This is a genomic window from Chitinophaga varians, from assembly GCF_012641275.1.
In the GTDB taxonomy this organism is placed as follows: Bacteria; Bacteroidota; Bacteroidia; order Chitinophagales; family Chitinophagaceae; genus Chitinophaga; species Chitinophaga varians_A.
This window is the reverse complement of record NZ_JABAIA010000004.1, coordinates 893,434-914,715: the sequence shown is the minus strand read 5'-3', so window position 1 is coordinate 914,715 and position 21,282 is coordinate 893,434. Positions and strand designations below refer to the sequence as shown.

Annotated in this window: 11 protein-coding genes; 5 read left to right on the top strand and 6 right to left on the bottom strand. The window is 50.6% G+C overall.

The window, feature by feature from the left end; genetic code table 11:
• Together HGH92_RS33040 and HGH92_RS33035 are read left to right on the top strand one after the other, a co-directional pair.
• On the top strand, positions 1-7,391 hold a 7,391-nt coding region (locus tag HGH92_RS33040), incomplete at its 5' end, for a gliding motility-associated C-terminal domain-containing protein (protein WP_168875100.1).
• 132 nt (positions 7,392-7,523) lie between these two features.
• Positions 7,524-9,755, top strand: coding sequence for a family 20 glycosylhydrolase (locus tag HGH92_RS33035; protein WP_168875099.1), 2,232 nt, complete (start codon positions 7,524-7,526; stop codon positions 9,753-9,755).
• Between the two features lie 62 nt (positions 9,756-9,817).
• On the opposite strand, the gene HGH92_RS33030 is transcribed toward HGH92_RS33035, so the two are convergent.
• The 3 genes from HGH92_RS33030 to serA all read right to left on the bottom strand — a co-directional run bounded on the left by HGH92_RS33030 (position 9,818) and on the right by serA (position 13,677).
• Positions 9,818-11,404, bottom strand: coding sequence for a S41 family peptidase (locus HGH92_RS33030; RefSeq protein ID WP_168875098.1), 1,587 nt, complete (start codon positions 11,402-11,404; stop codon positions 9,818-9,820).
• A gap of 26 nt (positions 11,405-11,430) precedes the next feature.
• Positions 11,431-12,219, bottom strand: a complete 789-nt coding sequence (locus tag HGH92_RS33025; RefSeq protein ID WP_168875097.1) for a hypothetical protein — start codon at positions 12,217-12,219, stop codon at positions 11,431-11,433.
• A 222-nt stretch (positions 12,220-12,441) separates the two neighbouring features.
• Positions 12,442-13,677 carry a phosphoglycerate dehydrogenase gene (gene serA / locus HGH92_RS33020; RefSeq protein ID WP_168875096.1) on the bottom strand — a complete coding sequence of 412 codons (1,236 nt, stop codon included), beginning with the start codon at positions 13,675-13,677 and terminating at the stop codon, positions 12,442-12,444.
• A 322-nt stretch (positions 13,678-13,999) separates the two neighbouring features.
• Between serA and HGH92_RS33015 the strand changes: the two genes are divergently transcribed.
• Complete coding sequence (locus HGH92_RS33015; RefSeq protein ID WP_247655114.1) at positions 14,000-15,211, top strand: serine hydrolase domain-containing protein; 1,212 nt, start codon at positions 14,000-14,002, stop codon at positions 15,209-15,211.
• 92 nt (positions 15,212-15,303) lie between these two features.
• On the opposite strand, the gene HGH92_RS33010 is transcribed toward HGH92_RS33015, so the two are convergent.
• Complete coding sequence (locus HGH92_RS33010) at positions 15,304-16,281, bottom strand: cation diffusion facilitator family transporter (protein WP_168875095.1); 978 nt, start codon at positions 16,279-16,281, stop codon at positions 15,304-15,306.
• A gap of 163 nt (positions 16,282-16,444) precedes the next feature.
• Here HGH92_RS33010 and HGH92_RS33005 point away from each other — a divergent pair, with 163 nt between their 5' ends.
• Entirely contained in the window at positions 16,445-17,032 is a 588-nt protein-coding gene (locus tag HGH92_RS33005) for an HD domain-containing protein (RefSeq protein WP_168875094.1), read from the top strand.
• 17 nt (positions 17,033-17,049) lie between these two features.
• On the top strand, positions 17,050-17,565 hold the full coding sequence (locus HGH92_RS33000; RefSeq protein WP_168875093.1) for a hypothetical protein: 516 nt from the start codon (positions 17,050-17,052) through the stop codon (positions 17,563-17,565).
• Between the two features lie 163 nt (positions 17,566-17,728).
• Here HGH92_RS33000 and infC read toward each other — a convergent pair whose 3' ends face one another.
• A complete protein-coding gene (gene infC / locus HGH92_RS32995; RefSeq protein ID WP_168875092.1) occupies positions 17,729-18,388 on the bottom strand; it encodes a translation initiation factor IF-3 in 660 nt (219 codons plus the stop codon).
• Between the two features lie 167 nt (positions 18,389-18,555).
• Positions 18,556-20,496, bottom strand: coding sequence for a threonine--tRNA ligase (thrS, locus tag HGH92_RS32990; protein ID WP_168875091.1), 1,941 nt, complete (start codon positions 20,494-20,496; stop codon positions 18,556-18,558).
• Positions 20,497-21,282: the final 786 nt, after the last annotated feature.

Below are 21,282 nucleotides of genomic sequence, written 5' to 3'. Positions count from 1 at the left end.
AGATCTGCGAAGGCCAGGCCACTACACTCAGCATCGACAACAGCAATACCGGTTACACTATCAAGTGGACACTTGATGGTACCGCCCTCCCTGCTGCTGACGGCAAAGTATCCTTCTCTCACACGCCTACCAAAGTTGGTGATAACGTATATGCGGTAACCGTGACCAACGGCGCTTGTACCGTAACCGACAACGTGACCGTGAAAGTGAGGTCTATGCCGACTGCTGATGCCGGTGATCCGGAAATTAAACAATGTGCTAAGGGCAACTTCACCGTAACAGGTAACCAGCCTGCCGCCGATCAGAAAGGCGTGTGGACTTTTGTAGGTGCTGACCTCGGTGCACAAATCACCAATCCAAACAACTACACCACCACTGTAACAGGCGTGCCTGCGGGTAAATCCGTGACACTGCAATGGACAGTGACCAATACCTTCAAGTCTTCCTGTACCGCTTCTGATCAGATCATCCTGACCAACACCGAAGCACTCACAGAAAGCAAAGCAGGCAGCGATATCACCCAGTGCGGTAATAACGTCTTCCAGCTGAATGCCAACGCACCGAAACCTACCGAAACAGGTACATGGTCCGGTACCGGCGTATCCTTCAGCAATCCAAATGCTCCGGATGCGATCGCAACACTGACCACCAGCACGCCGCAGACGGTAACGGTAACATGGACGATCAGCAATGGCGTGTGCGACAACAGCACCTCCACTATTAAATTGGTCCTCAATGCCGCACCAACGGTAGCCGTAGCTGCTGTGCCGCCGGTATGTAACGCAGACGGTTCTTTCAACCTGGTACTGTCCAACCCGACCGGTAACATTACCAAATACTCTATCAAAGCAGCTGCTACCAACGCGCTGCCTGGCTTCACTGACATCGTGGACGCTGCCTGGACCGGTGCTGGTACTATCAAGGTTACCTACCCTGCTACCACAGCAGCTGGCACCTACGATTTCGTACTGACCGTTCAGGACGCCAACAACGCAGGTTGCGTATTCACTAAAAACTTCTCTGTGAAAATTGATGGCAAGCCGAACGTGAAGATCACCGCTAACCCGGATGAGATCTGCGAAGGCCAGGCCACTACCCTCAGCATCGACAACAGCAATACCGGTTACACTATCAAGTGGACTCTTGATGGTACCGCCCTCCCTGCTGCTGACGGCAAAGTATCCTTCTCTCACACGCCTACCAAAGTTGGTGATAACGTATATGCGGTAACCGTGACCAACGGCGCTTGTACCGTAACCGACAACGTGACCGTGAAAGTGAGGTCTATGCCGACTGCTGATGCCGGTGATCCCGAAATTAAACAATGCGCTAAGGGCAACTTCACCGTAACAGGTAACCAGCCCGCCGTCGATCAGAAAGGCGTGTGGACTTTTGTAGGAGCTGACCTCGGTGCACAAATCACCAATCCAAACAACTACACTACCACTGTAACAGGCGTGCCTGCGGGTAAATCCGTGACACTGCAATGGACAGTGACCAACACCTTCAAGTCTTCCTGTACCGCTTCTGATCAGATCATCCTGACCAACACCGAAGCGCTCACAGAAAGCAAAGCAGGCAGCGATATCACCCAGTGCGGTAATAACGTCTTCCAGCTGCACGCCAACGCACCGAAACCTACCGAAACAGGTACATGGTCCGGTACCGGCGTGTCCTTCAGCAATCCAAATGCTCCGGATGCTATCGCAACACTGACCACCAGCACGCCGCAGACAGTAACGGTAACATGGACTATCAGCAATGGCGTGTGCGACAACAGCACCTCCACTATTAAATTGGTCCTCAATGCCGCACCAACGGTAGACGTAGCAGCTGTGCCGCCGGTATGTAACGCAGACGGTTCTTTCAACCTGGTACTGTCTAACCCGACCGGTAACATTACCAAGTACTCTATCAAAGCTGCTGCTACCAACGCCCTGCCTGGCTTCACTGACATCGTGGACGCTGCATGGACCGGTGCTGGTACTATCAAGGTAACCTACCCTGCTACCACAGCAGCTGGCACCTACGATTTCGTACTGACCGTTCAGGACGCCAACAATGCAGGTTGCGTATTCACTAAAAACTTCTCTGTGAAAATCATGCAGCCTTCCACACCGCCTACCGGCATCAGTGTGAATGCAGCTGAGATTTGCGACAAAGGAGACGTAGTGTTGACTATCCAGGGTGGCAGCCTTGGCACAGATGAAAACGGTGCCACCAATGCTACCTGGAAATGGTATATCAACGGCTGCCCGGGAACTGCCGGCAGCACAGCGGTAACTCCTGATGCCATCAGCGCAGACGGCCGGACCGCAACCTTTAAAAATGTATCTGTCACCACTACATGGTTTGTACGTGCTGAAAGCACCGGCGCCTGCGGTAACACTGCCTGCGCTTCTGCCAAAGTAATTGTGTACGAACTACCTGCCAAAGCAAATGCAGGAGAAGACAAAACTTTCTGTAACATTACAACAGACCTGAAGCTGGAAGGTAATGATCCGAAAGCTGCCGGCGCAACCGGTACCTGGACGACCAACAACCCGAAAGCCATCATCCGCAATCCGAACCAGCCGGTAACGAACGTATACCTGCCGATAGGAGAAACGGCCACCTTCACCTGGACCATCACCAACGGTGTCTGCGCAGTGACCAGCGACGATGTAGTGCTGACCAACTACGAAACGCCTGCCGTTGCCAATGCCGGTGCTGATCAGGAACATTGTGATGATGAAAACTTCACCCTTGACGGTAACGCACCTACGCAGTTTGGCGCTTCCGGTACATGGACAGCCTCTACTACTACCGGTGTTACCATCGATCAGCCAAACAACGCTAAAACCAAAGTGACCGTGAAAGCCGGTACCACTGTAACCTTCACCTGGACCATCACCAATGGTACCTGCGCGGCTACCTCAGACAACGTGGTTGTCACCAACTACGCTACCGCAGCAGACGCCAATGCCGGTCCGGACCAGGAAGCATGTAACCAGGCAGGCGACTTCGTGATGAGCGCCAATGCGCCAAGCGTACCAACTGCTACAGGAATGTGGAAAGACATCAGCCGTATACCGGGAAGAGCGGTGATCAAACAACCGACCAACCCGCTGACCGCTGTAACAGTGCCCGTTGGCGACACCGTGGTACTGGAATGGACCATCACCAACGGTACATGTAAAACCACTTCCAGCAGAGTAACTATTATTAACTACAAAGCAGCTGCCGTTGCCTACGCCGGTGCTGACCAGGAAAAATGTAATACCAATGCCGACTTTGTAATGGACGCCAATCAACCCGGCTCCTCCAGTGCAACAGGCACCTGGACAGATATCAGCCGTGTACCAGGCAGAGCTACTATCTACGAGCCGAATAACCCGGCCACTAAAGTGAAAGTGCCCGTAGGCGATACCGTTATCCTTCAATGGACCATCGCCAACGGCAAATGTGCCAGCTCCTCCAGCCAGGTGACACTGATCAACTATGCGAAAGCACTCGATGCCAACGCAGGCCCCGATCAGGAAGCTTGTAACCAGTTGATGGACTTCACCCTCGCAGCTGACGCTCCAAGCGTACCGAGCGCAACAGGTTTCTGGTCTATCATCAAAGGAACAGCTGTCATCAGGTCTATCAACAGCCCTGTGTCAAAAGTGAAAGTAAATCCGGGCGATACCGTAACCCTGCGCTGGACCATCACCAACGGTGTATGTAGCTCCACCTGGGACGATGTGACCCTGATCAACTACCTGACACCGGTAGCTGCTAACGCCGGCCCTGACCAGGAACATTGCAACGACGCTACCTTCATTATGAATGCCAGCGATCCGGGCGTACCAGGCGCCAAAGGCGTATGGGTAGTCACCAGCAACAACGCTTCGCTGATCACTATCAGCAACGCCACTGACAGAAAAGCAACCATTACCGTACCTGCCGGTGAAACAGCACAGCTGACATGGGTAGTAAGCAACGGTAAATGTGCTGCCACCAGCTCCAGTGTTACACTGATCAACCGTAAACCGATTCTGGGCAATACCATCCTGGCGGACCAAACGGTATGTATGACTGAAACGCCAGGCGCTATCCGTGGCAACGCCCTCTCCGGAGGTAACGGCACCTACACTTACGTATGGCAACAAAGCACTGCCGGTGCAGCCGGACCGTTCACCAACATTCCGGGCGCTACCACTGATACCTATCAGCCAGGTCAGCTGTCCGCAGATATCTGGTACAGAAGACTGGTATCCTCTGGTGCATGTATCAACAACATCAGCAACGTGGTGAAAATCACCGTTGTCAATAAAGCACCGTTCGCAGTGTCTGAACCTCCTGCTATCACTACTGAATGTGTACAGGGTAAAGACTACACTGCCCTCTTCGGTAAACCGGTGTTCAGCCACGCACCTTATGATGACGTGTCCCTGAGTGTGACCTATAATGATGTGACCACCGTCACTTCACCATGTCTCACGACCATCACCCGTACATGGACTGCCATCGACAGATGCGGCCTGTCTGCCAAAGCGTCTCAGACTATCACCATCGTGGACACCAAAGCACCGGTGTTCATCACCCCTGCTCCGGCCAACATTACTGTTGACTGTGACAAGGTGCCTGCGAAAGTAGATCTGATCGCAAAAGACGACTGTTCCGGCAACATCACTATCCCTGTGGTGGAAGTACGGAAAGACATCCCGGGCGCCTGCGGCAATAACTACCAGCTGATCCGCACCTGGACAGCGAAAGATGCCTGCAACACCGGCGTGACACTGACACAGATCATCACCGTGAAAGACATGACTGCTCCGGTATTCACTATGCAGCCACCAGCTGACGCTACTGTGGATTGCGATAAAGTACCGGCCGGCATCAACCTGACCGCTACTGATAACTGTACTCCAGGCATCATCACCGTTGCCTCCAGAGACTCTATCGTTCGCAAGGCAGGCATGTGCAACAGCAACTACACCATCTTCCGCAAATGGACAGCATTGGATGAATGTGGCAACGGTAGCACTGTACAACAGATCATCCGCGTACAGGACACCACCAGACCAGTATTCTCCATGCCTGCGCCAAAAGACACTGTGGTAGATTGTGATAAAGTACCGGCATGGCCAGTGATCTCCGCTACAGACAACTGCTCCGGTAGCATCCAGGTGATCACCAGCTCCAAAACACAAAGAACACCGGGAGATTGCGCCGGTAACTACCTGGAAATCCGTACCTGGACAGCGACTGACGATTGCGGCAACAAAGCCACCATGCAGCAGACCATCCGCGTACAGGATACTACTAAACCGGTATTCACCGTACTGCCTCCAAGAGACACCACGGTGAACTGCGATGCTATCCCCGCCCCTGTTACCAATGTGACAGCTACGGACAACTGCAGCACCAACGGCAGCGGTCTGACCGTAACACGTCAAACTATTACAGAAACCATCGCTGGCGCATGCGGCAACAACTACCGCATCATCAGAACATGGACCGCGAAAGACGCTTGCGGTAACATCGCAACGGTAAAACAGGTAGTAACCGTACAGGATACCACCAGACCAGTGATCATGCCTGCCCCGGCAGATGTGACCATCTACTGTCAGGACCCGATCCCGGCGCCGGTGACCTTAACCGCCACCGACAACTGTGACCCGGCCTTCCCGAAAAAAGCAGTATACAGCGAGGATCCGTTTGTGAAAGACATCTGTAACGGCTATACGATCGTTAGAAGATGGAGCATCACAGACGCCTGCGGTAACAAAGCCAACGATGTTATCCAACGCATCATCATCAAACCTTGTCCGAAACCGCAGCTGAACGCTACCCTGCCGGCCAACTGCTCCGATAACCCGAGAGTAGCCCTGCAACCGGTAGGCAACGTGAACCTGCCAACCTTTACCCTGGTGGCGGTAACACCTGCCAACGCAGTAACAGGCCTGCCGTTGACACAACGCAGCAATCAGTTCAACCTGAACGGTGCGACTTCTGCCTCCTTCATCATGACGGACGGTAAAACAGGTTGCTCTTCCGATACCATGACTTACCAGCTGAATTACATTCAGAAACCGGTAGTCGACCTCGGCAAAGACACCACCATCTGCGGCGGCAACAGCCTCGTACTCGATGCAGGCGCTTCCAACTTTGCCTACACCATCAAATGGTCTACCGGTGAAACAACACAACGGATCAAGATCACCAAGGCAGGCACTTACTGGGTTAACGTCAGCAACGGCCAGTGTATCACCAGCGATACCATTAAAGTAGGGCTCATCCCCACTCCGCTGGTAACCATTCCGGACACCACCATCTGCCGTGGCCAATCCGTGAAACTGGACGCTTATGTAGACGGCGCCACTTATCTCTGGAGCACCGGTGCTACCACCTCTTCTATCCTTGTCAGCACACAGGAACAATTCTGGGTGAAAGTGATGAAGAGCGCCTGTATCACTATCGACACCGTGAAAGTGAGCGTAAATCCGCCACCGGACATCACCCTGAGCCGCGACACTGCGATCTGCCCTGACCAGTCCATCATGCTCACCGTTACTTCCAACGGCGGCCGCATCAAATGGCAGACAGGCGAAACCAGCAACTCCATCATCGTCAATAAACCTGGCGGTTACTGGGTGGCTGTAAGCAGAGACAACTGCGTGGTAAAAGATACCGTTAACGTAAGAATGAAACCGGGTATCCAGGTAGACCTCGGCCCTGACAGGAACATCTGCCCTGACGGCACCGTTACCTTCAACGGCACCAACACAGACGCAATATCCTACCTCTGGAACGATGGCGACACCAACCCTGTCAAACAGGTAAGCCAGGCCGGCAAATACAAACTGGCCGTGATGGACCGCTTCTGCCAACGGGTATATCTCGACAGCGTGAACGTAAACATCACCGGTGTACCGAAAATCAACCTGGGCAACGATACCGTGATGTGTATAGGCGAAACCCTGACACTCCGCGCTGAGGGCAACGGCATCACCAGCGTTCGCTGGGATAACGGCAGCACCTCGCCCACCCTGCAGGTTACCAATGGTGGCACTTACACAGTGACCGTGTTCAATGATTGCGGCAGCGCAACAGACGACATCAGAGTCAACTTCACACAGTGCGAACCGAAACCGCAGTTCCCGAACGCCTTCTCACCAAATGGTGACGGACGGAACGATGTGTTCAGACCAATAGTACGCGGACCTATGTTCGACTACGAACTGCGGATCTTCAACCGTTGGGGCGAACTGATCTTCATCTCCTCCGACAGCCACAAAGGATGGGACGGTAAGTTCAAGGGCAGCCCGGTAGATATCGGCACCTACGTATGGTGGCTCACCTACAAAAAAGTAGCCGGCGGCGCTTCCAATGTTATCAAAGGCGAAGTGACCGTGGTAAGATAAAAGTGTAATCGAATACTCCTGTTGCAGAAAGCATAAGGCCTCCGGGCTTTATGCTTTCTGCTTTTAAGACACCCCGCCATTCCCTTTTTTGTAATTCTTTCCCTATCATTGTCCTTTAATTTTATCAGGCTTATGTTTAAGTATTGTGTCAGTGTGTTGTTGTTGACAGCATGCAGTGTGCTGCCAGGGAAAGCGCAGTATACCGGTAACCTCGACCTGGTCCCACGTCCCACACAGGTGACGGCAGGTACCGGCTTTTTTCATCTCAACGGCCAGGGACTTATTTTCCCGGGAAAAGATTTCCGTCAGGCCACACAGCTGCTGAAAGAAATGGGCGCCTTCCCCGCCAATGGAAAAACCCGTTCCACCATTATCTTCAGAAAGGCGAACGCCCACGCTATACTCCATCCCGACGGATACCGCATCCGGATCTCTCCCACAGCGGTAACCATCGATGCCCGCAGCAATGCCGGCGCTATCAACGCCGCGCTGGCCATCGTACAACTCAGCTGGCTGCAGCCAGACCGCTCGCTGCTGCCCTGCGCAGACATCGCAGACCAACCACGCTTCGGATACCGCGGCGTACATCTCGACGTGTCCCGCAACTTTTTCCCGGCGACATACATCAAACGATTTATCGATCTGATGGCGCTTTACCGGATAAACACTTTCCACTGGCATCTCACCGACGGAGCCGGCTGGCGGCTGGAAATCAAAAAGTATCCGGCACTGACCCAACAGGCTGCATGGCGCACCGCCGGCAACTGGAAAGACTGGAGAAAAGGCGACCGCCGCTATTCCCATGAAGGCGACCCTAACGCCTACGGCGGATATTATACACAACAGGAAGCAAAGGAAATCGTGGCCTATGCCGCAACCAGGGGAATCACCGTGGTGCCGGAAATAGAAATGCCCGGCCACTCAGAAGAAGTGCTGGCCATGTACCCTGAGTTCTCCTGCTCCGGTATCCCTTATAAAAATTCAGAGTTCTGCCTCGGTAATGACTCAACATTTTATTTTCTCCAGAACATACTGGACGAAGTAATAGCCATCTTCCCTTCCAAATACATTCATATCGGCGGCGATGAAGCTTCCACCAAAGCGTGGAAACAATGCCCCAGGTGCCAGCAGCGCATCCACACGGAACATCTTAAAGACGAAAAAGAATTACAGAGCTACGCCATCCGCCGGATGGAAAAATTCCTGATCTCCCGCCATCGCAAACTGCTCGGCTGGGACGAGATACTGGAAGGCGGCCTTGCTCCGGAGGCTACCGTCATGTCATGGCGCGGTGAAAGCGGCGGTATCGCGGCAGCGAAAGCCGGCCACGACGTGGTCATGACGCCCGGCGCCTATTGTTATTTCGACAGCTATCAGGCCGATCCCGTTACACAACCGGAAGCTATCAGCGGATTCCTTCCGTTGGAAAAAGTGTATAGTTATGAACCGGTGCCCCGGGAGCTGGACAGCACGGCAGCAAAACATGTATTGGGCGCACAAGCCAATATCTGGACGGAATACATCCCTAATTCCTACCACCTGGAATACATGTCCTATCCCAGGGTGATAGCATTATCCGAGGTCGTTTGGTCAGATACGCTGCATAAAAACTGGGAAGACTTCCATCGGCGGATACAGTCCCACTACCTCTTACTGCAACGGCTAAACGTAAACTATTACCGACCCTCCTACGCGGTGAACATCCATCCGGAAATCAATACCGCACAGCATGAAGCGGCCATCACTTTCAGCACGGAACAATATCAGCCACAGATACGTTACACGCTGGACGGCTCCACGCCTACTCCACAGTCAACGTTGTACAACGGCCGCTTTATGGTAAAAGGCTCCGCTGTGGTAACGGCTGCCATCTTCCAGGACACAGTGCTGCAAGGCAAACCAGCGGTGCTGGCAGTAGACGATCATATCGCACTGGGCAAAAAAGTGATCTATAACAGACCCTACAACGAAAAATACGCAGCACAGCGCGAGGCCACTTTAGTGAACGGATACAAAGGTTCGCTGACCTACGGAGACGGCCAGTGGCAAGGGTTTCTGGGCGACATGGACGTCACGGTGGACCTGGGAAAAGTAACGCCGCTGCATAGCCTGTCCCTCAATTTTATGCAACTGACCGGACCCGGCGTTTATATCCCGGCATGGGTGGAAGTGCAGCTATCAGATGATGGTCAAAACTTCCGGACGGTACAACAGGTCAACAATGATGTCCCGGTCACCTTGTCTACACTGGCTTTTAAAGATTTTAAATTCAATCTCAACCAGCAGCAGGCACGTTACGTGCGCATCCACGCGAAGAACGAACAACGTGGATTTATGTTCACCGACGAGATCATCATCTACTGATAAAAAAAATCCCCGCAAAGCACTGTCAGCGGCTTTGCGGGGATATATAATTTTAATCTTTCTTAGTGGCTGGCGCGAATAATGCGGCTGCGTTCATAGTCCACCATGCCGTTAAAACCATTCACCGGTTTCAATGACGGGATCGCCTGACGCAGGTCACTCAGTTCGGTACTGGCCACGCGGGCGCCGGATGTATAACTGCCGGTGGTCAGATAATTGACGATTGCTATCAGATTAGCGTCTTTCTGTGTATTTCCCCAGGCCACGTCCACGTAATCGTTGGCAGGTGCATCCACGTTGATACCTGTAAAATATCCTCCCACGCCATTGGCATTTTTTGTCTCGAAGTTAATAGCATAAAGGTCTGCCAGGTATTTCTTATTATGATTCTGGTCATAAACAGAAATATTAAAATCGATAAAACCGACCGGTTTACCATATGTTTTAGATCCCACCAGTTTTACAGGCATATACGGTTTCAGGTTGTTCAGCGTCAGCTCACTGGCCGATGCTGTGTTACCGGTTGTAATGAAAAACACATTGTCCAGATTGAGTTTGCTGGTAGCGGCTGCGAATTTGGTGGTGGTGGTCAGATTAACTTCCGATATATGCGCCATCAGTTTGTCATTGAAGATGGTGTTGTACATCAGCTGACCGGCTGCTGCAGGCGGAGCGATCGCATTGTCGAGATATTCCGCTGTAGACACCGCGCCTCCCCCATTGTAGCGGAAATCCACCACCAGGTTGTTAATTCCCTGCGATGCAAATTTGGCGAACAGCTGGTCCAGCACCGTCCGGGTATAGGTGTCCTGGCCGTTACTATTGATAATGCTGGAGAAAGTATACATGGAGAAATATCCCACTTTCTTCGCGATGTTATTTTTATCGATCACCGTAAACACCGTGTCAAACACTACCGGATTGATACTATAGCTGGTAGTGGTGAGGGTTTTGGTGATAGTGCTGCCATCGGGCCGTTTGAACCCGAGCGTTACCGAAGTACTGTTGAAGATAGCGTTGTACAACGACTGCAGGAAGGGCTGACTGGTGGATATATTGCTGTTACCGTTCACCGAAATGATTTCCCATCCGCGGGTAACACCGATTTGTCCGGCCGGGCCGTTCTTGTCGGCGTACAATATAAATATGCGGGCGTTGTTGCTGTTGTCCAGTGCCACGCCATAATCCAGTCCGTAATCGCCGTTGTTGGTGGCAGCAAAGGTCTGTGCAGAGATGCCGTTCATCAGTTTGTTGGTCAGCACGCCATTGCGGTCCAGGAAGCTGTAATGATCATACGGCTGTGTGGTGGCCGGATTAATGGCATATGATTTCATGACGGACAGCAGGCTGTCGGCATTGGCATATTTAGTGTCCAGCGGGTTGAGGGCCGGCACCTGGGAATACCAGTAGTAGGTAGGCAATCCGGCAGATGCGTTGCGGCCGCCGTCTGCATAGGAGACTTGCATGATCTGGTACGTCAGGTACTTCAGGGAATCTTCATACGCCGATGCAGGCTTACTGGTGGTGTCTATACCCGACGGTGTGGGCTGCGATCCCTTGTTGTCTTTGCGGCACGCCGTCCATAAAAGCACACAGGCAGCGCCGGCAAGGGCTATCCTGGCTCCTGAGGTAAACAGATTTCTATGCATAATAACGGTTAAGACTAATTGAAATGTTACGGATGTGCCGCCAATGTCTGTCTCGTCCAGAATTCTGTTGAAAAGAACAGCATCATTTTCATGCGGGTCTCTTCATCCGGCATCGCTGGCGCACCGCCATCCTTACTTGCTTTGGCTTGTTTCTCCCGCAGGATTTTCTCCTGTTCACGACGTTCGGTCGCGCTCAGGGAGTTTACTTTAAAACGGTAAGCTACCGGTTTATCGTATCCGGCAGGGATGCCTGCCACAGAAAGTGGTACGGCCAATTCGCAGACCAGGTTGCCTGCCGCGTCAAAAGCAGCCGCAGTACGGATGCCATTGGTATTATTGACCGGTATGTTACCGTCTGTTACACCGGTAAGCCCTTCCACCCTGATCTCTTTCACATTTGCAAGGGCCTGTCTTCTCCACTCCTCCGCCAGCTTCTGGCGGGATTCCTGAGGTACGTCGGGGGCATTATTGATTTCCCCTACCAGCGGGAAAGTGATCATGGCGCCTCCCTTCTTTTTCCCTGTGGGATTGATGGAGACACTCAACCCGGATCGCAAAATACGTTGCTGGCTTATCTTATCAGGCACGCTCACGATCAGGAACAGGGTGTCCTTGTTATTGGCGATCGTATAAAAGAGTTTGGTATCGTTGTTATAAAACTGCAGTGGCTTGGGCCATTCTGTTGCCTGGCCATCGATGTGGATGTTCTCAGGGGCCCATTTATTAGGCTCACTGTCCTGCGCGTTTACATTTACCTGCCATAGCAGTGCGGCTGTTAGTGCTACCCCTGCCATGCGTACGTTGATACTGTTCATGCTTTTGTTTTGATTGCTGTTTACGCTTGCAAGGATAACAAACAAATCTGAAACAATTTACATAAAAAGCGGGGAAGGCAGGAAAAAGAATCGATGAAACGGTCAGTCGGGAAGACAGAACCGGTATTTGGGGATTTAAAGATTTTGTTATTTGATTATTTACAGGCTGCCACGGAAAGGTAGCCCATAAATAACCAAATAACAAAATGGGAAAATATTCAATTAATAGAGCAGTCTGGCTTTGATCGTATGTTTCACGTCTTTCAGCAATGCCAGGGCTTCCTGGGACAGCTGCCGGTCTACATCGAGTACTACATAACCAATCTGATCATTGGTTTTAAGGTACTGTCCGAGGATATTGATTTTATTTTCAGACAGGGCGGTGTTGATGGCAGACAGTACGCCCGGCACGTTCTGGTGTACGTGCAGGATACGATGGGTGTTTTCTATTGGCGGCACGCTGATGGCAGGCACGGTATGAGACCCAAAGCTGGCGCCTTTCTCGAGATAGTTGAGCAGTTTGGCGCTTACGTCCAGGCCGATGTTATGCTGCGCTTCTTCCGTACTGCCACCGATATGCGGTGTCAGGATCACGTTGGACAATTTCTGCAGCGGGGTGCTGAACGCAGCACCGTTTTTTTCCGGCTCTACAGGAAACACGTCTACTGCGGCACCGGACAGCTGACCGCTTTCCAGCGCTTCTTTCAGGGCTTCGAGGTCAACTACTTCTCCCCTGGCGTAGTTCAGGAAGATGGCGCCTTTTTTCACGTAGGAAAGGGTTTCCCGGTTGATCATCATCTCGGTGGACCTGTTGGAAGGCACATGGAGGGAGATGATGTCCGCCTGTTCAAACAGCTCTTTCAGGGAGCGCTGCTGTACAGCGTTGCCCAGCGGCAATTTGGTTTCTGCGTCATAATACATCACGTTCATGCCCATTCCTTCGGCCAGCACGCTCACCTGGCTACCGATGTTGCCATAGCCGACGATACCGAGCGTTTTACCTCTCAGCTCATAACTGCCCTTGGCTTCTTTCATCCAGATGCCGTTATGCGCGGCCGCATTTTTATCAACGATACGACGGATCAATACAATAGACAACCCAATCACCAGTTCAGCTACAGAACGGGTGTTGGAATAAGGGGCGTTGAAAACGGCCACACCATGTTCTGTGGCTGCTTTAAGGTCTACCTGGTTGGTACCGATACAAAAACAACCGATGGCCTGCAGCTTTTTTGCAGCCTCCAGCACTTTGCGGGTGACTTGTGTTTTGGAACGGATACCTAATAAATGAACATCCTTGATTTCGTTGATCAGATCTGCCTCACTGAGCGCTCCGGCCACTTTGCGTACCGAATAGCCCGCAGCGGTGAATTCTGCCACAGCGGCGTCACTGATATTCTCCAACAATAAAATGCTGATCTTTTCTTTCGGATAACTTGTAGACTTTACCTGTTCCATAATATTATTAAGAATTATATGTATATTTTATCCTTGCAATTGGCTTAATAATTGCGGTTACGCGGGACAACAAACAAGGCACAAACCTACTCTATGTTGGGGAATAATCAAATACTGCCATAGTCAAATTCGATTTTTATCAAAAAAACAGGTATCTACCCCTCGTTTTTTTGATGATTTAATAATCAACGGGCTTAAAAATATATTAAAAGCGGGTTGGATGCCTGGTAATATTTGGTACACATTGACAATGAGTATAATTTTAACGCCTTGAAAATATTGAGAGAGAATAAGCATTAAGTAAGTCAGTGAATCACCTCTAATGAAGCGATTGAAAGCAGTAAGCATCATCTTATCTATCACGGGAATTGCCATTATCTCCAGCTGCCAGGGCAATGCAGCACGCAAGGAAGCGAACAGAAAAAAAGCCATATCAGACAGCACGCTGTATACGCTTAATTTAACAGAAGCACAGCGGGAAGCCGTTCTTAAAGCACCGCGCACCGTACAATTACAACGGGAACTGAATGCATTTTATACCGGGAAACTCTTGCGCAGCGGCTTTAACGGCGCTATCCTGGTAGCTAAAAAAGGTGTTATCATTTTTGAACAATACCATGGTTTGGAAAACTACCGAACTAAAACACCGGTAGTAGACAGCTCCGCCTTTCAATTGGCATCAGTCTCCAAAACCTTTACCGGCGCGGCTGTGCTGTGGCTGGCAGAAAAAAAGAAACTGAGCCTCGAAGATTCCATTCAGAAATTCTTCCCCGAATTCCCCTACAAAGGGATCAATGTACGCATGCTGCTGAACCACCGCAGCGGCCTGCCCAACTATCTTTATTTCTGCGACAGCCTCTGGAAAGACCAGGCAGCTTTTATCACTAACGATCAGGTGATCCGCCTGATGGAACAACACAAGCCGCCCATCCAGCACTTGCCCGACACACACTTCCAGTATTGCAATACCAACTATCTCCTGCTCGCCTCCATTATAGAAAAGGCCACCGGGCAGAAATACGCCGACTTCATGCAGCAAACTTTTTTTAAGCCGCTGCAGATGGTCAATACTTTTGTTTATGACCCGGCTTCAGCGACACGGCGTCATCAGACCCAAAGCCATAAATACAATGGCCAGGCTGAACCAGATACATACTTCGATGGCGTAATGGGCGACAAAGGCATTTACAGCACTGCCCGTGACATGCTCAAATGGGACCAGGCGTTGTATTCCGGCCAACTGCTGGATTCTGCCACGCTGAAAGCCGCCTATACCCCCTACAGCCATGAAAAACCCGGCATCCGCAATTACGGCCTGGGATGGCGTTTGATGGTATATCCTGACAGCACCAAAAACATTGTGTACCACAATGGCTGGTGGCATGGTAATAACACCGTGTTTTATCGCTTTGTACAAGACACTACTACCCTGATCATCCTGGGCAACAAATACAACCGCGGTATTTACCAGGCGGTGAAGCCTATCCGCGAAATGATGGGCCATGGCGATGGTGAAGAAGCCGGTGCAGAATAGATCACGTAGTATAAAATGTATATAAACCAAGGGGCGAAGATCAGTAATGACCTTCGCCCCTTGGTTATTTTATGTTGATGGATATTCGTCGTTTACCCGTGTTTGCGGTTCGGCAGCACGTTGTCCCGCGTCCACGTGATTTCTCCGGTAAAAGCATGTTTCCTCACAGGGCATGCTTCCTTCAGGCAGTAATGGCAACAGGTGGGAATGCAGGGGTCCATATGAATAAAGAATTCCACCTCGCTCCCTTCAAATCCTTTATTGACGAGCACTTCCACCCGCTTCATTTCATCATGTGCTTCCGTCAGCGTGAGGTAATAGGGCATGGTAATATGACAATCGATATGGTAATTGTTGCCGTATTGTTGCACCCGCATGTTGTGAATGTCGATCCAATTGGGCACCCTTTCGGCGGAGAGAATGGCAATTACCTTGTCCACCACCTGCATGTCTGTTTCATCCATCAGGCCGGAAATAGAACGCCGCATGAGCTGATACCCGTTGGTGAGGATAAGGACGCCCATCAATACGGAAACGGCCGGGTCCAGCCAGTTCCAGCCGGTGAAATGGATTACGCCCAGCGCGATGATCAGGCCTACGCTGCTGTATACGTCGGTCATGATATGCTGACCGTTACCCCGCAGGGTGATAGAACCCAGCTTGCGGCCGGAACGGATCAGGTACAGCCCCAGCAGCAGGTTGGCCAGTGTGGTAGAACCCAGCAGCCATAAGCCGCTGCTCATTTCGTGCAGTTCCTTCGGTGAAATAAAATACTGTGCGGCTTTAACAAGGATGAGCACCCCCGCAAAGAAAATCATGGCGCCTTCAAAACCGATGGAGAAAAACTCTACCTTGCCATGCCCGTAAGGGTGATTGGCATCTTTGGGTTTACCGGACAGGTAGATGCTGTAACTCGCAAAACCTCCCGCCACCACGTTAATAATAGACTCCATAGCATCAGAAAGAATGGCCACGGAATGGGTCAGATAGTAAGCCAGGAATTTGGCCATGGTCAGGATGAAACTAACGACAAGCGACACCAGGATGACGCGTAATTCTCTTCTTAGCAAGTAGATCAGATTGTATGGGTGTGAAAGTACAAAGGTACGGTTATTACCGTATTGCTCCCACTGCGGCAGCAGTGAAAATTAATATTCCCGTAACACCGGCCCGCCAAATTTTTACGAAATTAATAGGCTGAAATTTGCCCCCTAACGTAAACCCATAAACGAAATGAACAGTAGAGAAATCCGGGCCAATGCTGTGGTAGACGAACTTTTTGGTTTGTACGAGCAATACGGCCACCATGCCTACGGAGAACAGGTGACTATGCTGATGCACATGATGCAATCCGCCCTCATAGCCGAACAGACCGGTTCAGATGATGAAATGATACTGGCCGCTTTTCTGCACGACATCGGCCATTTCTTTGAAAATGACGACCAGATGGACATCTATGGCGCGCAGGCACACGATACCATAGGGTACCGTTATCTTACTTCCTGCGGGTTTCCCCCAAGAATGGGCCAGTTGGTGGCCAGCCATGTGGCTGCCAAAAGGTATCTCACGTGGACAGACAGCGCCTACTATGATACGCTCTCAGAAGCGAGCAAGGAAACTTTGCGGTACCAGGGCGGCCCCATGACAGCTTCCGAAGCAAAAGTCTTCCGTGCCGATCCGTTATTCGAACAATACATCCAGTTAAGGATCTGGGACGATATGGGCAAAGATCCGGACACTCCGGTGCTTCAGCCCGACCTGGACAGAATGCGTATGCGTATGCAGCGTTACCTGCTGGCATATGGACAACTGGGAGATTAATTCTATATTGCCGTAGTATGAAACTCAGAGAAGAAATACTATCGGCCCACAGCAAGGAACATTCCCTCTATATCGCCGGCTGGATTGGCGGTGATGCCAAACGGTTCTCGCAGCTGATGCAGCTGTTTCTGGAGGATGAATACCGGGTGGTGCAACGAAGCGCCTGGATCATCAGCCTGGTGGCAGAAAAACACTCCGAGCTAATGACTCCGCACCTGCCGGAAATGGTGGCCCGTATGGAGACAGCCGGGCTGCCCTCCGCTGTAAAACGAAATGTGCTGCGGGTGATGCAGCACATGCCCCTCCCGCCCGAGCTGCATGGCCCGGTAATGAACGCCTGTTTTCAGTACCTGGAAGACCCGAAAGAAATGATTGCCATTAAGGCCTTTTCCATGACCATACTATCTAATCTCGCACAGGCCTACCCTGACATCAAGAATGAAATACGCATACTGCTGGAAGACCTGCTGGAGCATGACCCTTCTCCCGGTATTCGTTCACGGGCCAAAAAGGTAATGAAGGATATCAGTTGAGAAACGGGCATCGCTTTCAGGGGGTTATGGACAGCACTTTAAACTACGTACAGCTGTCGTACGAGCGCTATCTGCAATGCTGCCGCAGCCGTATTTATCCAACAAAAAAGCGGCACAGCAGGTAGATGATACCTGCTGGTGCCGCTGTATAAATTTGATACCGTTAAGCTTTGTCTTCGGGTTTGCTTTCAGCAACGCGAGGCTCTTTCGGCTCTCTTGGTTCTTTAGGTTCCTTTTCTTTTTTCTTGGCAGCTTTTGGTGCGAAGATGGCGATCATGCGTTTACCTTCCATGGTAGGCATGCTTTCCAGGCCACCTACTTCAGCCAGCCTTTCAGCGAACTTCAGCAGGATCAGCTCTCCACGCTCCTTAAACATGATAGCACGGCCCTTGAACTGTACATAGGTTTTCACCTTGTTACCTTCTTTCAGGAAGTTCTCCGCATGTTTAGCTTTAAAGTCAAAGTCATGATCGTCGGTGTTAGGCGTAAAGCGGATTTCTTTCACCTCGCTTTTGTGCGCCTTCGCCTTCATTTCCTTTTCCTTCTTTTTCTTTTCGTAAAGGAATTTATTGTAGTCGATGATACGGCATACGGGGGGCGCAGCATTAGGGGATATTTCCACGAGGTCGAGGCCTTGTTCCTCGGCCATACGCAGGGCGTCCTCCGTTCTGTAAACGCCGACCTCCACATTTTCACCTACCAGTCTGACCTCAGGAACACGGATCATTCTGTTGGTCCGGTGTTCTTGTTGTTGTTCCCTGCGGAAATTCGGGTTTCTGCCCCGATTATTACCGCCAAAATTTGGTCTGGGTTTTTGTTGCATTAAAAAAATTAAGATTTATTAATTATTGTTCATAGTCCATGGTCCATATCCCACACATGGACCAAAAACAACTTCTACAAAAATAAGGGGAAAATTCCGTGCAATTAACATACCTGAATTCAGGAATGTTCATTGTTTTATATACTTCTTTTCCACATTTAAGTATGTTACTCGATTGGCTTGCGGTTGATCACCTCTTCATTAACCAGTGCAGTAAACTGTTCCAGGGTCATGGTTCCGAGGTCACCTTTGGCTTGCCGGCGAACAGCCACGATATTATCGGCTGCTTCTTTTTCACCGAGAACGAGCATATATGGTACTTTAGCGAGTTCCGTATCGCGGATTTTCTTACCTATTTTTTCGCTTCTGTCGTCAATCTCAGCGCGAATTTCCGCTTTTTTCAGCAATTCTGCTACTTTTTCTGCATAGGCCTGGGTTTTCTCGCTGATGGGCAGGATTTTCACCTGGGTAGGTGCCAGCCATAGCGGGAATTTACCTGCGCAGTGCTCGATCAGCACGGCGATGAACCTTTCCAGGGAGCCAAACGGTGCGCGGTGGATCATTACCGGACGGTGACGCTGATTATCGGCGCCGATGTATTCCAGTTCAAAACGTTCCGGCAAGTTGTAGTCTACCTGGATGGTGCCCAGCTGCCATTTACGGCCAAGGGCGTCTTTTACCATGAAGTCCAGTTTCGGGCCGTAGAAGGCAGCCTCACCGTATTCGATCACGGTGTTCAGTCCTTTCTCCGCCGCAGATTCAATGATCGCCTGCTCCGCCAGGTTCCAGTTCTCTTCCGTACCGATGTACTTGCTGCGGTCTTCCTTGTCGCGCAGGGAAATCTGGGCAGTATATTCGGTAAAGCTGAGGCTGTTGAACACGTACATTACCAGATCAATCACTTTCTGGAATTCTTCCTTCACCTGGTCAGGACGGCAGAACAGGTGCGCATCGTCCTGAGTAAACCCTCTTACGCGGGTAAGGCCGTGCAGTTCACCGTGCTGCTCGTAGCGGTATACGGTGCCGAATTCAGCGAAACGTACCGGCAGGTCTTTGTAAGACTTCGGAGACCCTTTGTACAATTCGCAGTGGTGTGGACAGTTCATGGGCTTCAGCATGAACTCCTCGCCTTCTTCCGGTGTGTGGATAGGCTGGAAACTGTCTTTGCCATATTTTTCGTAGTGACCGGAAGTCACGTACAGGTTTTTGTTACCGATGTGCGGCGTTACTACCGGCAGGTAGCCGCTGGCCAGCTGTGCTTCCTGGAGGAAACGTTGCAGGCGTTCACGCAGCATGGCGCCTTTAGGCAACCACATAGGAAGGCCCAGTCCCACTTTCTCAGAGAACATGAACAGTTCCAGTTCCTTGCCCAGTTTGCGGTGGTCGCGTTTTTTCGCTTCTTCGATCAGGGTCAGGTATTCGTCCAGCTCTTTCTGGTTAGGGAACGTGATACCATAGATGCGGGTGAGCATCTTGTTTTTCTCATTACCACGCCAGTAAGCCCCTGCGATGCTGGTCAGCTTAATGGACTTGATAAAGCCCGTGTTCGGGATGTGCGGGCCACGGCACAGGTCTGTAAAACCGCCCTGGGTATAGAAGGTGATGCTTCCATCGGGCAGTTCATTGATGGTTTCTATTTTGTAGGGATCGCCTTTTTCAGTGAAATAAGCCAGTGCGTCGGCTTTGCTCACGTCTTTGCGAACGTATTCGCTGTTCTTTTTGGACAGCTCTACCATCTTGGCTTCTATCGCTTTCAGGTCCTCTTCGGAGATGGTGCGGTCGCCCAGATCAATATCGTAATAAAAACCGTTTTCAATAGAGGGACCGTAACCCAGTTTCACACCGGGATACAGTGCTTCCAGGGCCTCGGCCATCAGGTGCGCGGAAGAGTGCCACATGGTGGATTTACCATCTGTATCCGTCCACGTCAGGAGCTGCAATGTAGCATCCGTTGTAACCGGGCGTGTAGCGTCCACTACCTGCCCATTAACTTTTGCAGCCAATACTTTACGTGCCAATCCTTCGCTGATGGATTTGGCAATGTCCAATGCAGTTACTCCTGATTCATACTGACGAACTGCGCCATCCGGAAAAGTGATATTTATCATACGTTTTACTGTTAGCGTCATACTTTTTCATATGCGCTATATTTCCTTTATAAAATGTTTGCGAAGTTAAGAAATAGTTTGTTAGCTTTTTGCTTAGTCCGCCAGCGAATTCCAAGGAATTTAAAAATAATGGTCCGCGCAGCGGTGGGGTATCAGTCCGGAAAGTCAACAAAGTCTACAAATATAATGAATTAATGCCACTTTACAAAGCTGTTGACAGGCGAATTATCAGGAAGTTGACAAAATCGTTATTGCGGATCGGGGGTTGGTGAGAATTCGCGGACCATACGGCGGAGAAGCTGCCGATGACAGAAATAGTCTTTAAATACAGCCACCATGGCAGCATAATTGCATTTTTCCCAGCTGTGATACATGCCTTCCCTACCCCGTTTTTATCTTCCCAAAACAAGATTTTAAAAAATTGTTGTGCAAAAAATTGGACGTCGAAACGAGAGACAGTAATTTTGGATTATCAATTAAAAATATTCATTCTGTATAATTAATCATTAAAATATGATTTATATTCCTAAACCAGAACGTAAGTCCATATTTGCCGGCGAACACCCGTATCACTTACATATTAAGAGAAGAGTTGAAAATGCTCCCTTCCACAGCCCGCGAACTCCTGTTGGAAATGGACAATGTACTAAACGAGCGACTTCAGGAAATAATACGTTATGAAGATGCATTGCATAACGAGATAAAGCGTCTTGAAAGTCAAATAGACCGCGTTGATCGGGAAGTTTTCAGAGATTTCGGAGGAATTACCTGGCGAATTGTCTATTG

Bases quoted from the DNA above. Each gene is read 5' to 3' on its own strand.
- HGH92_RS33035 (WP_168875099.1), top strand. From the start codon at position 7,524: ATGTTTAAGTATTGTGTCAGTGTGTTGTTGTTGACAGCATGCAGTGTG.
- HGH92_RS33030 (WP_168875098.1), bottom strand. From the start codon at position 11,404: ATGCATAGAAATCTGTTTACCTCAGGAGCCAGGATAGCCCTTGCCGGC.
- HGH92_RS33025 (WP_168875097.1), bottom strand. From the start codon at position 12,219: ATGAACAGTATCAACGTACGCATGGCAGGGGTAGCACTAACAGCCGCA.
- serA (WP_168875096.1), bottom strand. From the start codon at position 13,677: ATGGAACAGGTAAAGTCTACAAGTTATCCGAAAGAAAAGATCAGCATT.
- HGH92_RS33015 (WP_247655114.1), top strand. From the start codon at position 14,000: ATGAAGCGATTGAAAGCAGTAAGCATCATCTTATCTATCACGGGAATT.
- HGH92_RS33005 (WP_168875094.1), top strand. From the start codon at position 16,445: ATGAACAGTAGAGAAATCCGGGCCAATGCTGTGGTAGACGAACTTTTT.
- HGH92_RS33000 (WP_168875093.1), top strand. From the start codon at position 17,050: ATGAAACTCAGAGAAGAAATACTATCGGCCCACAGCAAGGAACATTCC.
- infC (WP_168875092.1), bottom strand. From the start codon at position 18,388: ATGCAACAAAAACCCAGACCAAATTTTGGCGGTAATAATCGGGGCAGA.
- thrS (WP_168875091.1), bottom strand. From the start codon at position 20,496: ATGATAAATATCACTTTTCCGGATGGCGCAGTTCGTCAGTATGAATCA.